Raw genomic sequence first — 15,948 nt, forward strand, 5'->3', positions numbered from 1 at the left:
AGGAGAAAGATGTTACGAAGGAGGGATGAAACATTGAACATAGGAATTATAGGGACAGGAAACATGGGGAATATACTAATCGATGCATTTTTAGAAACCCATGCTGTCAAACCTTCGTGCCTTACTATTATTAATCGTACGCCTGCCAAAGCATATCATACAAAAGAGAAGTATCCTTCTGTTCATATAGCAAAGACTGTGGAAGAGGTAATTGAACGCTCTCAACTTATTTTTATTTGTGTTAAACCTTTAGACATTTATCCAATTTTAAAAAAACATGCTGACTACTTTACTGATGAAAAATGTTTAATTTCTATTACAAGCCCCATATCAGCAGATCAAGTAGAAAAGGTTGTATCTTGTAACGTCGCACGTATTATTCCGAGCATCACAAACCGAGCGTTCTCTGGCGCCTCACTATTTACATTCGGCAAAAACTGTTCGAAGGAATGGAAACAAAAGTTACTTCGTCTATTTGAAAATATTTCCACACCTATTGTGATTGAGGAAGGTATTACACGGGTTTCATCTGATATCGCAAGCTGCGGGCCTGCATTTTTCAGCTACTTACTACAATGTTTCATTGATGCTGCTGTAGATAAAACAAATATTACCAATGAAGAAGCAACTATTTTAGCAAGTGAAATGATTATCGGGATGGGGAAACTACTAGAGAAAAAAGTTTTCACATTACCAACTCTGCAAGAAAAGGTATGTGTAAAAGGCGGCGTTACAGGAGAGGGTATTCGGGTTTTAGAGGCTCATGTCGGAAATATGTTCCATAAATTATTCGAGCGAACACACGAAAAATATGATGAAGATTTAGAAGGCGTTGAACAACAATTTAAGAAGCACACGTAAATAATACGCCGCAATGATACAAAACCCTCTAAAAAACGATGATCTTTTCTCATCCTATTTTTTATCAAACTTTTATTTTTATATTTTCTAGGTATTACTTTTCTACTTTTCTATAAATAAAATATCATATTCTAAACAAGACAAAAGCAACCTAATCGGTTGCTTTTGTTTTATCTATTCTTTTTCACCATAAAAAAGATACGTTCCGTTTGTTCAGTTACTTCTATTCGTTCAAAATCACCTGTTACACGAAGGATTGTAAATCCAGCTTCTTCAAGCCATTTTGTTACTAATTCAACTGAATAAGCACGTTGCATATGGCATTCATCAAAGCGATGATATACACCTTCCTCTGGATCCTGTACAAAAAATGACAAGTCATGTTCTACACTATCTGATTCTTCATCAAGGAAGCAGTTCCAAATAAGAGCTATCTCTTCCCCATTAACTGTGTACGTTTCATTTTGAAATACATGATGAATTTTATATAAAGAGTGTATATCAAATAAGAACAAACCATCTTGGCGCAAGTGATGATATACGCGTCTGAAAGTCTCTTGTATCCCTTCTTCTTCCAGTACATAATTCAATGAATCACAAAAGATTGTAATACAATCAAATTCACCTGGAACATCCAGCTCTCTCATATCTTGTTGATAAAAAGGAATAAAAAATCCTTCTCCTCCAAGTTTTTGTTGTGCAACTGTTAACATTTCTTCTGAAAGATCGACACCAATCACGTCATAACCTTTTCGCACAAGCGGAAGTGTTACATTCCCAGTCCCGCATGCTACATCGAGAATCTTCGCCTCTTTCATACCTGCCTGCTGTAAGCTTTCTTCTGTGAATTCTACCCATTTATCATATGGAACATCATTCATAAGTTCATCATACAACAAAGCAAATTGCTCGTACCTCATTGACCTAACTCTTCTGTAATATCTTCACGTGGTACATCGCCCCATAGGCGCTCTAAATTATAATGATCACGCTCATCTTTATGGAATACATGTGCAACTACATCGCCAAGGTCCACTAAAACCCAACGTGCTTCATCAAAACCTTCCATGCGTTGTACGTCGATTTGAAACTCATGTGCCTTCGCTTTAATTTCACGTGCAATTGCTTGTACCTGCTTATCTGAATTTCCGTGACAAATAATAAAATAATCTGCAATTGGTGAAATACCTTGCATGTTTAGTACAACCATATCTTCTGCTCTTTTATCATCAGCTGCTTTTGCTGCTAACACTAATAACTCTTTATCTTTCATTCCGTAATTTCCTCCTTGATAACTGCGTTGTATGTTTGAAATGTTAACGGATAGATCGTTTGATCTTTTTCCATTAAAAATTGAATTGTGCGCTTTAATGCAAATAATAAGGCTTTATTTATATCTTCTCCTGCTAACTTCCGCGCTTCTTCCACACCTGGAAATTTGCGGCCTGGTTCAATATAATCCGCCACATAAATAACTTTATCAAGCATTGTCATCTTTTCATGACCACTTGTATGATATGTAATAGCTTGCAGGATTTCTGGATCCGTAATGCCGACTTCTTTTTCTACTAAGTATGCCCCAACTGGCGCATGCCATAACTCTTTGTTGTAGTGAAGTAAATCTTTTGGCAACTCTTCCTGCTTAATAATATCTTCCATTTCTTGAATCGGTCTACATTTTGCATAATCATGAAATATAGCAGCCATTTCCGCTTTTTTCTCATCCACACCATATAACTTAGCAAGTTTAATTGCCGTTTCCATCACACCAATTGTATGTATATAGCGCTTTTCATGCATTTGTTGTTTTACAATCTTAAGTGCTTTCTCACGATTCATACAACCCATTCCTCTCGATATATACGTGTACTTGTTCTGGAAGCAAATATTTACACGTTTTCTTCTCCTTATACCTCTTTCGTAATAAGGAGGAAGAAACCGCAAATTCCGGAATCTCTACTGTAACGATTTCATAAGGTGTATGTAATGTATATCCCGGTCTTGCAACTCCAACAAAGGTTACAAGCTGCAGTAATTTCTCAATGTTATACCATTTGGGCAAATACTCAACCATATCTCCGCCAATAATAAAATAAAACTCTACATCCGGATACTTCTTTGTTAATTGTAGCATAGTGTCATATGTATAGGATGGGCCCTCTCTTTTTAGCTCTTCTAAACAAACCGAGAAATACTCCTCCTTCCCAATTGCTAACTCTAACATGTTTAATCGATTTTCCACACTTGTAATATTACGACCCTGTTTATGAGGTGGAATTTGATTCGGCAAAAACCATACTTCATCAAGAGCGAGTGTATCATACACCTCATTTGCAATTAACAAATGTCCATAATGAGGCGGATCAAACGTACCGCCAATGATTCCGATCTTTTTCAAAGGAAACGCCTCCTTTAGTTTACAAGCAGTAATCTTTCCGAAACAACATGAGGAAAGATTACTGCCCGTAAAAGTTCAATTGGTCTAAACCCTATTAACAAGAACAAATCCCGAACATAGCGGGCATAAACTATGGAAACGACCTACACCATTCTAATTACTATTGTGGAAGTTTGATTTGTTTATTTTCTCTTGATTCTTTATATAAAACAATTGTGCTTCCAATTACTTGGACGATTTCTGCTCTCGCACCTTTAGATAGTTCTTCTGCAACTTCACGACGGTCAAATTCACAGTTTTGTAGTACGCTCACTTTAAATAACTCACGAGCTTCTAATGCATCTGCAATTTGTTTTACCATATTTTCATTTACGCCGCCTTTTCCCACTTGAAAAATCGGTGTTAAATGATGTGCTTTTGCACGTAAAAATCTTTTTTGTTTTCCTGTTAACATATAGTTAGCCTCCAAGCTTTCTCATTACTAATTGTTTCATTCTTTCGATATTTGGCATACGTCCTGTCCACATTTCAAATGCAAGTGCCCCTTGATAAACAAACATATCAATTCCATTTTGTACGATTGCTCCTTTTGCCTTCGCCTCTTGCAGAAGCTTTGTCTCAAATGGATTATAAATAATATCCGAAACAATCGTCCCTGGTTTCAAGGATTGAATTTGCAGTGGTGTATTTTGGACATGTGGATGCATACCTATTGTTGTCGTATGAATGATAATATCATAATTGTTTTGTTTTTCTGTTGCTTGCTCCAACGATAGTGCATACGACAGAATTCCCTCTTTACATCCAGCAATTAACTGCTCTGCTTTCTCTATTGTTCGATTAGCAATATCGATTTCTTTTACACCTGCATCCACAAGTGAAAAATAAATACCACGACATGCCCCACCAGCACCAAGTAATAAAATACGCTTTTGATAAAGTGGCTCTTTACTAATTGATTGTAAAGAACGAACATAACCAATTCCGTCTGTATTATAACCAATTAATTTTCCATCTCTATGAACTACCGTATTCACAGCACCAATTTGCATTGCTAACGGATCAATTTCATCTAAGTATTTCATAATCGAGACTTTGTGTGGAGTCGTTACATTAAATCCCGAAACTCCTAATGCCTTTAATCCTTTCACTGCTTCCCCTAGCGTCTCTTCTTCAACAAGAAAAGCATGGTAATGGGCATCTATACTTAAATGCTCAAATGCATCGTTATGCATCAGCGGTGATAATGAATGTCCAATTGGATTTCCGATCACACCATATAATTGTTTCATAAATTCCTCTCCATATTAAATTAAAGATTTACGTAATGAAACACTAACTCCTTTTGGTACATGAGCAACAATCTTTGCCCCAGGCTCATTTACAGTAACCCATCCTAAGCCAGAGAATACAACATCTGTTTTTGGCTCACGAATATTAAATTCGTATTTCACAAACTCAGGCATATTTTCTAGTTCCTCTGGGGTTGGTGGATTTAATAATTCCCCCGTATGTTTTTCATACAATTCATCTGCTTTTTCAAGCTTTGTACGATGAATCGTTAAGCGATTTGAGAAATGGCAAGTGAATGCACGACGACCGCCACTCACGTAATCAAAGCGTGCTAATCCACCAAAGAATAACGTTTGTTCTTCGTTTAATTGGAATACCATCGGCTTAATTTCTTTTGTCGGTGTAATCAGCTTTAAGCTTTGTTTTCCAACATAATGTGCCATTTGATGATGATTAATAATACCTGGTGTATCATATAAAGACGATGTTTCATCTAGCGGAATATCAATCAAATCAAGCGTTGTTCCTGGGAAATGAGACGTTGTAATCACATTCTCAGTTTCTTCACTGAATTCCTTAATCATACGATTAATAAATGTAGATTTACCAACGTTCGTACATCCAACAACATATACATCTTTACCATCACGGTACTCTTCAATTGCCTCAGCTAGTTCACGAATACCTTGTCCCTTTGCTGCACTAATTAAAAAGACATCTTCTGGTTTTAAGCCAAGTTGTTTTGCACTATAGCGCATCCAATGTCTCAGTTTATCGTGTTTCACTGATTTTGGAATTAAATCCGCTTTATTTCCAACAAGCAATACTTTGTTGTTCCCTACAAAACGATGTAAACCTGGTAACCAGCTACCATTGAAGTCAAAAATATCTACAATTTTAACAACAAGCGCATCTGACTGACCAATTCCATTTAAAATACGCAAAAAGTCATCGTCTGTTAACGACACATCTTGAATTTCATTATAATTCTTTAAACGAAAACAACGCTGACAAATCACTTGTTCTTTTTCTAAAGATGAAGCTGGTGCATATCCTACTTCATTTTTATTTTCTGTTTGAATTTCTACACCGCAACCAATACATTTAATTCTTTCAGTCAAACTTTATTCCTCCCAGTTAATCAAGCCTTTTTTCTTCATATTTCTCATAATTCTTCGTTCAATCTTTCGATTAAAGCGCGTTACTAATCCATCTGTTTGCGCTACTGGTACAACTAAAATCGTATGAAGACCAACACGATTTCCACCCAGTACATCTGTTAGCAATTGATCTCCAATTACTACTACCTCATCAGCAGTTAAATTCATTTCTCGTATTGCACGTTTAAAAGCACGAACAAGCGGTTTACGTGCACTATGGATAAAAGGAATACCAAGTGGATCAGCGAAATCCTTTACACGTTGCTCATTGTTATTCGAAACAACCGTTACTTGAATGCCCTGTTCTTTCATTTTTAAAAACCACTGTTCAAGCTTAGGCGTTGCATTCGGACGATCCCATTCAATTAAAGTATTATCTAAGTCAGTAATAATACCTTTAATTCCGCGTTTCTTTAAATCTTCTGGTTGAATATGGTATACGTTTTTTACGTATTCATTTGGTAAAAACAATTTCAATTTCTTTCACCTCTTTGAGGAGTTTTCATAAAATTTTTCGACAACATTTTTCGATATCGAGCTTGTGGATAACATTGTACACATTTTCCACATTATTTTTTCAGTCAATTAAGAAATTATTAACATTTCATACACACCTTATCCACGGTGTTATGTGGATAAACAGCCGTTTGTGACTGTCATATTTTTTTGGTACATTAGATGCAACAAAGAACCTATCCTTAATTATCGGAGGTGGCTCACCTTGAAAATGAAACATATGGAACAGTTATCTACTGAGTTACTCACTGAGTCTTATTATAAAGCAAAAGAACTAAAATTAAATCCTGACTTCATTTTACTTATAAAACAAGAAATCATTCGGCGATCATTAGAGGACAAGCTTGCCAAATCGTCTTGAGTACATATAGATGACTACTTCACCTGTAAAAAGAGCCATCTTGAAGATGGCTCTTTTATAAAATGAAACTTCCATCCAGAGGAACTTTTCACCCTGCACATAAGCTCATCTAACTTCTTCGTGCCCTTATAAGTTCGTGATAAAACTTTTACTGTACGTTACCATTAGATAAGCGAGTTGCAATTTTTTCACCAAGGAGAAGTTCTTGGCCACTCGTTAACGTTGAAACAACTTCAACCATTCCTTTTTCAAACAGTAACACGACTGTAGAACCAAATGTAAAGTATGCCATCTCTTCACCTTTTTGAACAGTGTTTCTTTCATGAAGAAGCTCAATACTATTTACAAACATCGCTCCTACTTTTACAAGTGACATATGCTGACCTGCACTATCAACCTCTGTAACAGAACGATAATTCTTTGACAATGGCTCTTTTCCATACTTCATCCCTGCTGCGTTGACTGGATATGATTTTCTTCCAAGTACAAATCGCTCTGTCACAGTACCTGTGAGAGGACTATGAATACGATGATAATGACTTGGACTTAAATAAATAACCATATATGTACCGCCAGCATAGCGGCTTGCTCTCTCTTCATTACCTAGCATGTCCACAATTGAATAACGCTTGCCTTTAATATCAAATGTTTTCGTTTCTTCGATAGGTCCATAATCAGCAAATACTCCATCAACAGGACTAACAATACTTGATGGTGCCGCATCAATTTCTCGCTTTCCTTCTTGTAACTTACGTGTAAATAATTCATGCAGCGTCTTATATTCCTTTAAATCTTTTTCCATCTCATCTTGATTCAATTGAAACACTTTCGCATAAGAGGAAATAATAATGGAACTTAAACGAGACTGTGCAAATTTACGTAGTATATAAGAAGTAAAACGTCCATTTGTAAGTTCGATCATAAGTCGATATAATTTACGTCGCAAACCGCGAAACCTCCTAATAATTCTTCATGTAACAATTAAGTTTAGCTTTCCCTTCTTTTCTTTCTATATCATACAGTAGAACTCCTGAAAATAGTTTTTATATTCAATTATCGTAAACAAAGCTGATGATAAAAAAGAAAAGGTATGTACTATTTCATTCTTAAATTCGTTAGCACCTTTTAATATTACAGATAGAACCCATCATTTTCAACAGTGAACGTATATTTCTTCTTAGAGTTTCTTGTTTTATTCCTTTTTCATTAAAAGAAAAACGGCTGCGTTTCAACCGCAGCCGTTTCATGCATCTTTATGCTTTTCCTTTTTTCTCCTTTTCTGCCCGCACAAATTCATGAAACATTTTCATCAGTGCCCGCTTCTCAATCCGTGACACGTAACTTCTTGAAATCCCTAGTGCTTTCGCAATTTCTCGCTGTGTTTTTTCTTTATCCAATCCAAGCCCAAAGCGTTTCACAATGACTTCTTTCTCGCGCTCATCTAAAATATCGATATACTCTTTAATTTTTTCTAATTCCATACTAAGCTGAATCATATCAATGACATCTTCAGACTCAGATTTCAAAATATCGATAAGTGATATTTCATTTCCTTCCTTGTCCTGTCCAATCGGGTCATGAAGTGAAACGTCTTTTTTGGTTTTCTTTAGTACACGCAAATGCATTAAAATTTCGTTTTCAATACAACGAGCCGCATATGTCGCCAACTTCGTCCCTTTCCCTGCTGAATAACTTTCAATTGCTTTAATAAGCCCAATCGTTCCGATAGAAATTAAATCTTCCGCATCTTCACCTGTGTTTTCAAATTTCTTAACAATATGAGCCACAAGCCGTAAATTATGTTCAATTAACAAATTTCTCGCATGAGCATCACCTTGTTCCATCAGCTCTAAGTACTTTTTTTCATCATCTGATGACAGTGGTTGTGGAAATGCATTGTTTTTAACATAAGAAACAAATATAAACACTTCGCGAATCATGTATCCAATTGCGGCGAACAGACTCAAACTCTTCACCTCCGCAAAAATAATGGTCTTTACTATATGTATGTGGGCGGGTGGTTGTTTGTGTCTGTACCTACTTAAGAATAGCGATGCATAAAAAAATTCTTGTGACATAGCCACAAGAACTTTTAAAAACTTATCCTATGTACTCCAAATCACCTCTCCAGTATGTGCATCAGTATAGCGAATTCCTCGTCCCATGGAAGAAATAAAAAAACAGCTAGATTTCTCTAGCCGCTTTACTTCGTTTCACGATGCAACGTCACTCGCTTTAAACGTGGACAGTATTTTTTTAGTTCAATACGTTCCGGATTATTTCGCTTATTTTTCTTCGTAATATAATTACGATCACCGCATTCTGTACAAGCTAATGTAATATTCACGCGCATATGTAGGCCTCCTTTTCTTAAAAAATCGCAACTAAAACGTAATCATTACGATTTATATAATAAATGCTATTATTCTTTTTGTCAATTTCCCTATTATAAACTCTATCCAAATGATTTGTTGAAATCATTCTAAAAAGACAAAAAACTGAAACAATTAGTTCATACGAAATTCACATCAATCTATTATTATTAGAGCTGTACATAATCAATTTACTAACAATCCATTTTATTGATATATGAAATTTAATTAGAAAGGAGATACAGAAATGAAAGCCAAATACCGTTTTATGATCTCATCATTTGCTGCATGTGCTTATATGATCTGGTATTTAGTATAAATAAGCAACCTTATTTGCAAATATGAAAAGGTGTGTATATAAATGAAATATAATCAATCAACCGTTAACTATTGGAAGGCATTTGTATTACCTTATACATTCGCTTTAGAAGAGTTGAAAACAAAATTCGAAATTATGAACCGGGAAGCTCAATTTCTAGAGGACTATAACCCGTTTGAACATATAAAAACAAGATTAAAACAACCTGACAGCATCGTTAAAAAACTCGAGCGCAAAAATTTAGCACCAACTATCGAAAACGCGCAAACGCATTTGCAAGACATTATCGGCATCCGGATTACATGTTGCTTTGTGGAAGATATTTATCACTTAAAGCAAGTCATTGAAAATCGTGAAGATATGGAAATTGTAGAAGTAAAGGACTACATCGATAATCCAAAATCCAATGGCTATAAAAGTTTGCATATGATTATTAAATATCCATTAGCGTTAAATTCTGGTACAAAAGAGGTATTTGCAGAAATTCAATTGCGTACACTCGCAATGGACTTTTGGGCAAGTTTAGAGCATAAACTCTACTATAAATATGAAGGGAATATTCCCGATTATTTAAAAGATGAACTTCACGATGCTGCCATGAAAGCAGAAGAACTAGATAATAAAATGGCGACCATTCGCCAAGATATCGATGAGATTGAAGCATGTTCAAGTCAAATTTTACTCCCATTATAAAGAAAGGTTCTCCTCATATGAGAACCTTTCTTTCTTTATGTCTTTTCTATCGTCCGAACTTCTTCAATTCTCCAATGTTCTTCTTCTTTCCCAAGTGCATACTGTACCTTTTTCTGAAAAGATCTTCCACCATCTATTTCTTTCTCCGCTGTTTCAACAACAACATAATCCCTCTTGAAGTTTTTCACCTGCACATCATTCAACTCAATTTTCTTATTTTCTCTTTGAAATGCAGCTGCCTTTTGTGTTCGTAAGTCTTCAGCACCAACTATTTTGTCCGAAAACAGAGCCATATGTTGATCGAATTTTTTTTCGTTTGTCGTCTGTACAAACGCCTCTATTACATTATGAATTTCTTTTTCTTCTTCTGGTGTTACATGTATCTTCGTTTCTTTTTGTACCATTACTCCTTTCTTCTCTCCATCTATTTTCTTCATTTCCTGCTCTGATTGACATCCCATTAACAATAGTCCCACTATACTAACAAATCCTATTTTCTTAGTGAAATTTCGCATTCAATATTCCTCCCAAAAAGAAAAAGCAAGGCAAAACGCCTCGCTTTACTCCATAACTATTGTCTGCCTTTATTAGGGTCACCGCCACCAACAATATCGAAGACACGTTTTGCTATGTTTGTATTTTCTTGAACGCCTGTGAATAGATATTTACCTGGTCCAAATGCATATACATTCACGTCTTCCCCAGTATGTCCACCTGTTGTCCAGCCTGTAAATGAACGTTTATTGAAGATTTCCTCAATCGCATTATCAATTTTTGTTACATCTTTTGATGGCGCAATATCATTCACAGCTTTAATTTCTTCTGGTGTTAATTGTAAATCAATGTATGTTTTCAACGTTTCTTCTACATTTGCACCTTTTGCAATTTCATTTGCCATAAAGTCCGGTGTACGTTTTGCCGCTTTAATTGCATTTGCATCAAAGTTATATTCACCATTTACACCAAGAGAGAACCCACCTGTAGAATGATCAGCTGTTGCAATAACTAATGTATGTTTATCTTTCTTCGCAAATTCAATCGCTGCTTTAAATGCTTTCTCAAAGTCTTCCATTTCACTCATCGCACCAACAACGTCGTTATCATGCCCAGCCCAGTCAATTTGGCTACCTTCTACCATTAAGAAGAAACCTTTATCGTTTTTATTTAAACGATTGATTGCTGCATTTGTCATTTCTTCTAACGAAGGTGCTTTTTCATTACGATCAATCATTTTATCTAAGCCACCTGGTGCGAACAAGCCAAGAATTTGATCACTTTTATCATTCAATAATTGCTCACGATCTGTTACATAACTATAACCTGACTTCTTAAATTCTTCTGTAAGATTACGATCTTTTCTTACAAAGTTATTTACACCACCACCAAGAAGAACATCTACCTTGTGTTTCCCGTTAATTTTCTCATCAAAGTAATCATTTGCAATTGCATCCATATTTTTACGGCTAATATCATGCGCTCCAAAAGCAGCTGGCGTTGCATGTGTAATTTCAGAAGTGGCAACTAAACCTGTTGATTTCCCTTGCGCCTTTGCTTGTTCAAGTACTGTTTTTACTTCTGCCTTATCATTATCCACCGCAATTGCTGCATTGTATGTTTTTACACCTGCCGACATTGCTGTTGCAGCTGATGCAGAATCTGTAATATTTTGATGCTCATCTTCTGGATATGTTTTTTGTGTTCCTACAAGATGTTTATCAAATTCTGTTGACTCCATTTCAAATGTTTTTGGATTATCTTTCATATAACGATGGGCAGTCATATACGAAGGTCCCATGCCATCTCCAATTAAAACAATTACATTTTTAATTTTTGTATCACCTGCTTTTCCATCCGCTTTAATTACATCTGAACGTGTTACGCCCCACGTTACAGCTGAAGTAAGTGCTAACGATGTCACAACCGCAAATGGCCATGCTTTCTTCATAAACTTTTTCACTTTTCATGTCCCCCTAATAGGTTATTAGTTATTAAGTTCCCAATACCCAATTTAAAGGAAGACTATTAAGGAAAAGTTAGCTTCATGTAAACATTTTGTTAAGTTGTGTAAATTTTCGTTATAATTTGTATATCTTTGTCTTATATTATCCAGTTTGGTCACCTTTACAAAAAAGAAAGGTGATCATGTGTATTTTTCAATACTTTACATTCTCTCTATTTATAATTGAATATTTATTTTTCATGATAAAATATTTCTACTAGATTAGAAATGTGGTGATTCAATATGCAAATACAAAAGCTAAACGACTCAAGTATTCCACAGCTCATTTCTCTTTGCGAAGCTGTTGGATGGTTACAACCCCGATTATTTATGCAAAAACAATTTAAAATGTACCTATCTATCGGAAATTTATTTGGCTATACACATCATGAAAAACTAATTGCTACTTGTGGGGTATTCCCTTCTGAATCTGGATTTTCTTCTATCGGTATGCTAATGGTTCATCCCGATTTTCAAAAACAAGGGCTTGGTCGTACTTTACTCGATATTTGCATGCAGCAAACATCCGCTTCCCTTCCTGTTATGCTCATTGCAACAGATGCTGGTATACCTTTGTACCAAACATATGGCTTTACGACCGTTACAACAATCCATCGCTTTGAAAAATTTGTTACGAACACATCTACGAACCACTCCCATTTAAAGCAGATTGAGCCATATGATCTTAACTCTCTCATTAAGCTTGATCAAACCGTGACAGGGGCGCATCGTCCAAAGCTCTATTCGATATTACTATCTAGAGCAACACTCGCATTCAAAATTGAAAAAAAACATAGAATCGAAGCTTTTGCACTGTGTATACAAAAAGGAAATACACTCTGCATTACCCCTCTTATAGCTAAGCGTGATGAAGATGCAATCCAATTATTACAATCCATTTGCATGAGCTGGAATGGAACAGTCCGTATAGATGTTCCACACTCACAATTCACATTTCGAGCACACTTGGAATCGAAAGAGTTTCAAGAAACACTTCTTTCGCCGCTTATGATAAAAAATGGAAGTCACCCATCTGGAAATCGCGACCATTTATTTGCTATGATGGATACAGCGTTATGTTAGAAAGGGGACACCTGCTTGAAACGAATGAAGTGTTATATGGTAAGTTGCCTTGCTATTACATTATTAGTGGGTTGCAATGCAGCAGACAAGCCAGTAGAAGCAGTAAAACAAGTTAAAAATACAATTGAAACAAAGCTAACAACAGATGAAAAAATGGTCGAGATAGACGGGCAAACTATTTACTTTAAACAAATTGGGGAAAAGAAACCACCATTACTTATGCTTCATGGGTTTGGCGGTTCATCCAATGGCTTTAGCGATATTTATTCAGACTTAGCAAAAGATCATACAATTATCTCCGTTGATGTTTTAGGATTTGGCCATTCTTCTAAACCAATGGATTTTCCATACTCTTTTCCTAATCACGCCAACCTTTATTATAAGTTAATGAAAAAACTAGGATATGATACTTTTGCAGTACTAGGTCACTCTATGGGCGGGGAAATTTCCCTTAATTTAACATATTTATACCCAAGTGCAGTTACCCATCTCATTTTAACGGATGCTACAGGGGTTATATCATTAACAAATAGAAATGCTTCACCTAAACCACAGTTATCCACTGATTTGAATACTGTATCTTCTATTACGGATTATGATGAAAGCAAAGTGAAATTTAAACGCGATGATACAGAACATTATAACCAAATGAAAATGTGGCCAAGACGACTTAAGATTAATGCTAGTGAAATCAAACTTCCGACTTTAATTATTTGGGGCAGAAATGATAGTAGTGTATCATGGAAAGAAGGCGAATCTTATCATCAGTTTTTAAAAAACAGCACCTTCCATATTATTGAAAAGGGTTATCATGCCCCATTCCGCCAAGAACCGAAAGAATTTATAGGCTATGTAAAAGAATTCTTTGAAAAGAATCCAATCGAAACAACAAAGCAATAAAAATGGGTATCTCATCTTTGAGATACCCGTTTCATATGTTAAGCAGCTTGCTTCTGTCTTTTTTGCCTTTTTGATCCTAGTAATTTAGGTACAATCCAACCATCCACTCCAAGTTTTCCAGCATTCATGCCAGCAACTAAAACGAACATAGATAAAATAACCATTTGTGGATTTACACCTAGAGACCCACTAAACATATAGGAAAAGTTCATTACAAGGCCAAAAAAGACAGCTGTTTTCGTTAAACAACCTACAATTAAACCTATTCCAACTAGAATTTCTCCCCACATTACAAGCGTGTTAAACATATCAACATTCGGAATTGCGAAGTCTTGCAAGAATGACGCCCACCAAGATTGTACGGCTGGTTGTGCTCCTTTTGACTTTTCAATAGCCCCCTGTAAATAACCTGTCGCATCAAATCCTTTCCCTTGTAACTTTCCGATTCCAGCCATCAACCATGTGTACCCCAGATAAACACGGATAACTGCTAATACAAAAGAAACTGCTTTGTTTTCTCTTAAAAATTGAATAACCATATTCTCCTCCTCAAGATGTAATTAAGTTAGTTACAGGTAATATAATAACATTAGTTACTTATTTTTTAAATATTAATTATGAATAATTTGTGAAGATTACACGAAATGTTAAAAACTAACATTTATATAGTTACTTTTATTCTCCTGTAAAAACTTGAAAATATCATACCATAATTGATAATGATTTTCATTATTTTTCACAAAGAAACTATGCGGTAAATGTGAAACGTGCTTATCCAATATTCGGATAAGCACGTTTCATTCTCTATATAATTCAAATGTCAAAGTCTCATCATCTAATAATTTCGCATCTTGAAATGCATCATCTATTGTTTTTTGATGATTAATAAGCCCGTAAAATAAACGTATTGTAAACATAAGTGCTGCATTTCCATCCACATAATCTGTTGAGCCTATATAAACTTTTACACCACTATTTAAAAATGCTGTTGCAAGTTTTGGATCTCCTAAAGTACACCCGCTATTGATAATATACTTGTTATGCAATTTTGCATATTGTTTAATTTCAGCTACACCAAAGTTCCCTCTTGGTTCATCTTCTTCATATATATCTTCCCCTAATTCCCCCATTACAAATTCGCCTTCTTCACCATGAAAGCAAAAAATAATATAATCCATATCTTCATACAAACTTTTCCCCGAAAGAACATCCATCAAATCTTGCGGTCGACCAATCCAATATGTAATAACTCTTGCTCCAAAATACTCAAGCGTCGCTCGAAGCGATTGTGCTTCTAAATCTGAATTATCGCCAACTACTAATGCAATATTCAAATAAAAAACCTCCATTCATACGTTTATTTCATACACACCTGTTTCTTCTAAAAAATCCTCTCTTGTTAATCTCTGCTTTTGTAAATATTGTCTATATGCTGTAATTGTTCCATCATGGGAAACGATGCAGATCCTTGCAACCTTTAATGTATAACACCAATTGATAAATTCATCTGCTCTATTCTGAAATTCCTTCTCTGAAATCGTATTTATTCCCTGATTCCATAACATATCGTTTGTACTTTCTCTTAAAGAAAAACTAGGAAATAACTCTTGGATTACCTTTGTACTTAACAACCTGTCACATGGTAATGTTCTTGCTCCTTCACGATAAGGAAAAATATGCGGGGAAATATACGGATGTGTTATTTTGCGGCAAACTACTTGTGAGCTCCATATCGCTGCAGTTTGTAATGTTCGAAGCGTAGGGCTTGCGATTAATACATCATTTTCTTGTAGTGGTAAACTGCTTTGAAGTAACAATGCTTGTTTTTCGCCTTCTTCTGTTAAAGGGGGATTTTCTAATTGCAAGCTCATAGGTAAATCTTTTGTATGTTTCCCTTCACCATGTCTTATGAAAATAAGTTTCATAGTTTTATCTCTCCTACTACTAAATGAATATGTATATTTTTTGCTACACTCTCTACTCTTCCATATCT

The 15,948-nt window shown here is 35.4% G+C and carries 21 protein-coding genes; 5 read left to right on the top strand and 16 right to left on the bottom strand.

What is annotated here, in order from left to right; translation table 11 throughout:
• The first annotated feature begins 33 nt into the window (after positions 1 to 33).
• On the top strand, positions 34 to 861 hold the full coding sequence (comER, locus tag BLV40_RS04060) for a late competence protein ComER (protein ID WP_026589868.1): 828 nt from the start codon (positions 34 to 36) through the stop codon (positions 859 to 861).
• 170 nt (positions 862 to 1,031) lie between these two features.
• Here the strand turns inward: comER and BLV40_RS04065 are convergent, their stop codons facing one another.
• The 8 genes from BLV40_RS04065 to BLV40_RS04100 form a co-directional block, all read right to left on the bottom strand.
• Positions 1,032 to 1,781 carry a methyltransferase domain-containing protein gene (locus BLV40_RS04065; protein ID WP_090687547.1) on the bottom strand — a complete coding sequence of 250 codons (750 nt, stop codon included), beginning with the start codon at positions 1,779 to 1,781 and terminating at the stop codon, positions 1,032 to 1,034.
• Positions 1,778 to 2,134: a ribosome silencing factor gene (rsfS, locus tag BLV40_RS04070; protein ID WP_026589866.1), complete on the bottom strand. Its 357-nt coding sequence runs from the start codon at positions 2,132 to 2,134 to the stop codon at positions 1,778 to 1,780. Before rsfS ends, BLV40_RS04065 begins: the two co-directional genes overlap by 4 nt.
• On the bottom strand, positions 2,131 to 2,700 hold the full coding sequence (yqeK, locus tag BLV40_RS04075; protein ID WP_026589865.1) for a bis(5'-nucleosyl)-tetraphosphatase (symmetrical) YqeK: 570 nt from the start codon (positions 2,698 to 2,700) through the stop codon (positions 2,131 to 2,133). The genes rsfS and yqeK overlap by 4 nt, the downstream gene beginning before the upstream one ends.
• Positions 2,690 to 3,259: a nicotinate-nucleotide adenylyltransferase gene (locus tag BLV40_RS04080; protein WP_090687549.1), complete on the bottom strand. Its 570-nt coding sequence runs from the start codon at positions 3,257 to 3,259 to the stop codon at positions 2,690 to 2,692. Before BLV40_RS04080 ends, yqeK begins: the two co-directional genes overlap by 11 nt.
• Before the next feature lie 160 nt (positions 3,260 to 3,419).
• A complete protein-coding gene (gene yhbY / locus BLV40_RS04085; protein WP_026589863.1) occupies positions 3,420 to 3,713 on the bottom strand; it encodes a ribosome assembly RNA-binding protein YhbY in 294 nt (97 codons plus the stop codon).
• Between the two features lie 4 nt (positions 3,714 to 3,717).
• Positions 3,718 to 4,551, bottom strand: a complete 834-nt coding sequence (gene aroE / locus BLV40_RS04090) for a shikimate dehydrogenase (protein ID WP_026589862.1) — start codon at positions 4,549 to 4,551, stop codon at positions 3,718 to 3,720.
• A 15-nt stretch (positions 4,552 to 4,566) separates the two neighbouring features.
• On the bottom strand, positions 4,567 to 5,673 hold the full coding sequence (gene yqeH, locus BLV40_RS04095) for a ribosome biogenesis GTPase YqeH (protein WP_090687552.1): 1,107 nt from the start codon (positions 5,671 to 5,673) through the stop codon (positions 4,567 to 4,569).
• A 3-nt stretch (positions 5,674 to 5,676) separates the two neighbouring features.
• Positions 5,677 to 6,189 carry a YqeG family HAD IIIA-type phosphatase gene (locus BLV40_RS04100; RefSeq protein WP_026589860.1) on the bottom strand — a complete coding sequence of 171 codons (513 nt, stop codon included), beginning with the start codon at positions 6,187 to 6,189 and terminating at the stop codon, positions 5,677 to 5,679.
• Positions 6,190 to 6,433: 244 nt separating this feature from the next.
• On the opposite strand from BLV40_RS04100, the gene BLV40_RS04105 reads away from it, so the two are divergent.
• Positions 6,434 to 6,589 (top strand): sporulation histidine kinase inhibitor Sda, encoded by a 156-nt coding sequence (locus tag BLV40_RS04105; RefSeq protein WP_026589859.1) that lies wholly within the window; start codon positions 6,434 to 6,436, stop codon positions 6,587 to 6,589.
• Positions 6,590 to 6,737: 148 nt separating this feature from the next.
• On the opposite strand, the gene BLV40_RS04110 is transcribed toward BLV40_RS04105, so the two are convergent.
• From BLV40_RS04110 to rpmG, 3 genes are all read right to left on the bottom strand, one after another.
• The gene (locus BLV40_RS04110) at positions 6,738 to 7,535 is read right to left on the bottom strand and encodes a phosphatidylserine decarboxylase (protein ID WP_026589858.1); all 798 of its coding nucleotides are present in this window, start codon (positions 7,533 to 7,535) and stop codon (positions 6,738 to 6,740) included.
• Between the two features lie 307 nt (positions 7,536 to 7,842).
• Positions 7,843 to 8,556: an RNA polymerase sporulation sigma factor SigK gene (gene sigK / locus BLV40_RS04115; RefSeq protein ID WP_026589857.1), complete on the bottom strand. Its 714-nt coding sequence runs from the start codon at positions 8,554 to 8,556 to the stop codon at positions 7,843 to 7,845.
• Positions 8,557 to 8,792: 236 nt separating this feature from the next.
• The gene (gene rpmG / locus BLV40_RS04120; RefSeq protein WP_001265619.1) at positions 8,793 to 8,942 is read right to left on the bottom strand and encodes a 50S ribosomal protein L33; all 150 of its coding nucleotides are present in this window, start codon (positions 8,940 to 8,942) and stop codon (positions 8,793 to 8,795) included.
• A 380-nt stretch (positions 8,943 to 9,322) separates the two neighbouring features.
• Here rpmG and BLV40_RS04125 point away from each other — a divergent pair, with 380 nt between their 5' ends.
• Positions 9,323 to 9,973: a GTP pyrophosphokinase gene (locus tag BLV40_RS04125; RefSeq protein WP_026589856.1), complete on the top strand. Its 651-nt coding sequence runs from the start codon at positions 9,323 to 9,325 to the stop codon at positions 9,971 to 9,973.
• Between the two features lie 35 nt (positions 9,974 to 10,008).
• On the opposite strand, the gene BLV40_RS04130 is transcribed toward BLV40_RS04125, so the two are convergent.
• Together BLV40_RS04130 and BLV40_RS04135 are read right to left on the bottom strand one after the other, a co-directional pair.
• Positions 10,009 to 10,488 carry a hypothetical protein gene (locus tag BLV40_RS04130; protein ID WP_026589855.1) on the bottom strand — a complete coding sequence of 160 codons (480 nt, stop codon included), beginning with the start codon at positions 10,486 to 10,488 and terminating at the stop codon, positions 10,009 to 10,011.
• 56 nt (positions 10,489 to 10,544) lie between these two features.
• Entirely contained in the window at positions 10,545 to 11,930 is a 1,386-nt protein-coding gene (locus BLV40_RS04135; protein WP_090687554.1) for an alkaline phosphatase, read from the bottom strand.
• A 285-nt stretch (positions 11,931 to 12,215) separates the two neighbouring features.
• Here BLV40_RS04135 and BLV40_RS04140 point away from each other — a divergent pair, with 285 nt between their 5' ends.
• Together BLV40_RS04140 and BLV40_RS04145 are read left to right on the top strand one after the other, a co-directional pair.
• The gene (locus BLV40_RS04140) at positions 12,216 to 13,055 is read left to right on the top strand and encodes a GNAT family N-acetyltransferase (RefSeq protein ID WP_090687557.1); all 840 of its coding nucleotides are present in this window, start codon (positions 12,216 to 12,218) and stop codon (positions 13,053 to 13,055) included.
• 15 nt (positions 13,056 to 13,070) lie between these two features.
• On the top strand, positions 13,071 to 13,955 hold the full coding sequence (locus BLV40_RS04145) for an alpha/beta fold hydrolase (RefSeq protein WP_090687559.1): 885 nt from the start codon (positions 13,071 to 13,073) through the stop codon (positions 13,953 to 13,955).
• Between the two features lie 38 nt (positions 13,956 to 13,993).
• Here the strand turns inward: BLV40_RS04145 and BLV40_RS04150 are convergent, their stop codons facing one another.
• From BLV40_RS04150 to BLV40_RS04160, 3 genes are all read right to left on the bottom strand, one after another.
• Positions 13,994 to 14,494 carry a DoxX family protein gene (locus BLV40_RS04150; protein ID WP_026589851.1) on the bottom strand — a complete coding sequence of 167 codons (501 nt, stop codon included), beginning with the start codon at positions 14,492 to 14,494 and terminating at the stop codon, positions 13,994 to 13,996.
• A 258-nt stretch (positions 14,495 to 14,752) separates the two neighbouring features.
• A complete protein-coding gene (locus tag BLV40_RS04155) occupies positions 14,753 to 15,304 on the bottom strand; it encodes a delta-aminolevulinic acid dehydratase (RefSeq protein ID WP_035414319.1) in 552 nt (183 codons plus the stop codon).
• Positions 15,305 to 15,880, bottom strand: a complete 576-nt coding sequence (locus BLV40_RS04160) for a histidine phosphatase family protein (RefSeq protein WP_026589849.1) — start codon at positions 15,878 to 15,880, stop codon at positions 15,305 to 15,307.
• Between the last annotated feature and the right edge of the window lie 68 nt (positions 15,881 to 15,948).

It is taken from the genome of Bacillus sp. 166amftsu (assembly GCF_900107445.1).
GTDB lineage: Bacteria > Bacillota > Bacilli > Bacillales > Bacillaceae_G > Bacillus_A > Bacillus_A arachidis.